The organism is Sphaerotilus natans (assembly GCF_900156335.1).
Taxonomy (GTDB): Bacteria; Pseudomonadota; Gammaproteobacteria; order Burkholderiales; family Burkholderiaceae_C; genus Sphaerotilus; species Sphaerotilus natans.
Map to the genome: position 1 here is coordinate 1 of NZ_FTMZ01000048.1, position 2,239 is coordinate 2,239.

4 protein-coding genes are annotated in these 2,239 nt (G+C 63.6%); 1 reads left to right on the top strand and 3 read right to left on the bottom strand.

The annotated features are described in order from the left end of the window. Nucleotides 1–218 (bottom strand): AAA family ATPase (locus BW996_RS20835; protein ID WP_175619158.1); only part of this gene is annotated, 218 nt, incomplete at its 3' end. Between the two features lie 305 nt (nt 219–523). On the opposite strand from BW996_RS20835, the gene BW996_RS21530 reads away from it, so the two are divergent. Further along, the gene (locus tag BW996_RS21530; protein WP_139330995.1) at nt 524–874 is read left to right on the top strand and encodes a hypothetical protein; all 351 of its coding nucleotides are present in this window, start codon (nt 524–526) and stop codon (nt 872–874) included. Here BW996_RS21530 and BW996_RS20840 read toward each other — a convergent pair. Together BW996_RS20840 and BW996_RS21960 are read right to left on the bottom strand one after the other, a co-directional pair. After that, nucleotides 849–2,003: a GGDEF domain-containing protein gene (locus BW996_RS20840; RefSeq protein ID WP_051632127.1), complete on the bottom strand. Its 1,155-nt coding sequence runs from the start codon at nt 2,001–2,003 to the stop codon at nt 849–851. The genes BW996_RS21530 and BW996_RS20840 overlap by 26 nt on opposite strands. Nucleotides 2,004–2,044: 41 nt before the next feature. Then, nucleotides 2,045–2,239 (bottom strand): hypothetical protein (locus BW996_RS21960; RefSeq protein ID WP_217694732.1); only part of this gene is annotated, 195 nt, incomplete at its 5' end.

Sequence of the window (2,239 nt, forward strand, 5' to 3'; positions counted from 1 at the left end):
AACAGCGCCCGGTTGCCCTCGAAAAGCTCCTTGAGCGTGTCGACCAGCAGGCTCTTGCCGAAGCGGCGCGGGCGGCTCAGGAAGTAGTACTTGCCGGCCTCGATGAGGTCAACGGCCATGCCGCTCTTGTCGACGTAGTAGTAGCCGCCCTCGCGGATCTGGCGCAGGTTCTGGATGCCCAGGGGCAGCTTGAGGCGAGGGAGCGCGGGCGTGGTCATGGCCTGAGTGTACGGAGTCATGCCCTGCTGACAGGTGCCGCAGTCGGGTTGAAGACCCGTGCAGAGGTCTGCATCTTGTCCGCATCCCTTCGCTCGAAATCCCCCGTCTTCTGAACAGGGACGCGCCCGCCCGAAGACATTGCAGTGGATCGACTCCATCTGGAAAAAATCCGTACCTTTGACAAAAGGTCGACTTTTACATTCATCAATCTCCAAAACAAGAAACTGCTTCGTTCTGAACAAAGCGGCAATGAAACTACAACAAACAGCTGCAGGAGCGAACCGTGCGAGCATGCTCTGAATGGATGTCCGACAGCCTTCGTGCCATCGAGTTATTGTTGCTTCAGCTGGACGCCGGCCGGGACGACACGGCGCGACAGCTGGTCGATATTCACTGTGATACCTTGCATTCCGAAGCGCCTCAGGCGTTCAGCAACCAGATTCGTCTACTGCGGCGTCTGGCCACGATTTACTTCGGACACCATTTCCGTTCGCATCACTCACTCCAAGCACGAGACATCCGGATGCGCGCGCTGGTGTGCTGCGTCGGCATCCGGTACGGACTGAGCGACGCCCAGCCGGTTGGAGCAAAAGCCTGGGCAGTGCCTCGACGTGACGAGGGCGCAGGGATCAGCCGTGTGGCGTCAGCGCCGTGAAAACAGTGCCCTGAGCCTCGCGCTCAACGCGGGCACCAGTGCCTGGCTTGACCTCCAGCATCGACACCCGGTTACGACCACGCGCCTTGGCTTGGTACATCGCCTCGTCCGCCTGCTGCTGTAGCGAGGCCATCGTGTGCTCACCCGGCCGCGCGGTGGCGACACCAATGCTGGCGGTGACGGGAATCGGCTGGCCGTCGATCTCGATCTGCAACGCCTCGAGACTGACACGCAGCCGCTCTGCCAGCGGGAGGGCCTCCTCGGTGCTGGTGCGAGGCAACAGCAAAGAAAACTCTTCTCCGCCGATACGCCCGATCCAATCGCTGTGCCGCACCTGTTCGCGCAGGCAGCCCGCGACGCGGCGCAGAACCTCGTCGCCAGCGGCATGGCCCCGGGTATCGTTGATGCGCTTGAAGTGGTCCAGATCGACAAAGAGCACGGTGCTGGACCGGCCCTCGCAGGCGGCTGCAGCCAGGGCCTGCTCGCAGCCGGCGTAGTAGGCCCGGGCGTTGAGCAGCCCGGTCAGCGGATCACGGTCCGCCAGGTCATGCAGCTGGCGGTTCAGACCGTGCACCTGCTGCAGGTAGGAGATCGACCGCGCCGAGTAGACGTGGAAGAAGATCGCCTGGTAGACGATTCCCACCAGCAGGGTGGCCAGCGCGTTGGGTGAATAAGGCACGGACAGCCGCGGATTGATCCATGCCAGGCCCACCACGGTCAGGGCGGTCACCACGGCCCCGGTGCGGCGCCCGAGCAGCAGGTAGACGCCAGGCACGTTCGTCAGGAACCAGAGCGCGCGCATCTCGTCCTGCGGCACATGCACCAGTGCGGAGAGGTACTCGAGCTGGCAGAGCCCCAGGTAAAGCCACGCCACCGGACGGACCGCAGCGGGCCGCCCGCGCAGCACGCCCCACAGCAGCAGCGACGCGACAGTGAATGCAGCCATCGAGACCACATGCGGCGAGTCGATGCGATTGAGCCGGGTGCTCTCGCCCAGCAGGAAGACGGTGGTCGCCAGCGCGCCTGCGATCAGCACCACGATCAGGAAGCGGTACTGGAAGCTCAGGTACTCCTGACCTTCGCCAAAGGGCGTGCTCCCAAACAGGAGCCGACTGGGATGAGCGCGCATTCGCGAGTCCTTCATGCTGCGTGCCGTCCCTGCGGTCCAGGTCACACGCAAACGGCTTGTCCGGCGCCGATATCGGCGCCCGTCATCGGGGGCTGAAACCGATCCGCAGGCTGCGACATGCCGACCAACACCTGCGCCAGTTCCCCCCACGTCAGAATAGTTGCCGCGTCGATAGAACCCGAAGAGGGGGCGAAGACGAGGAGAAGACGTGGCTCGATACGGCAAGGAATACAAGG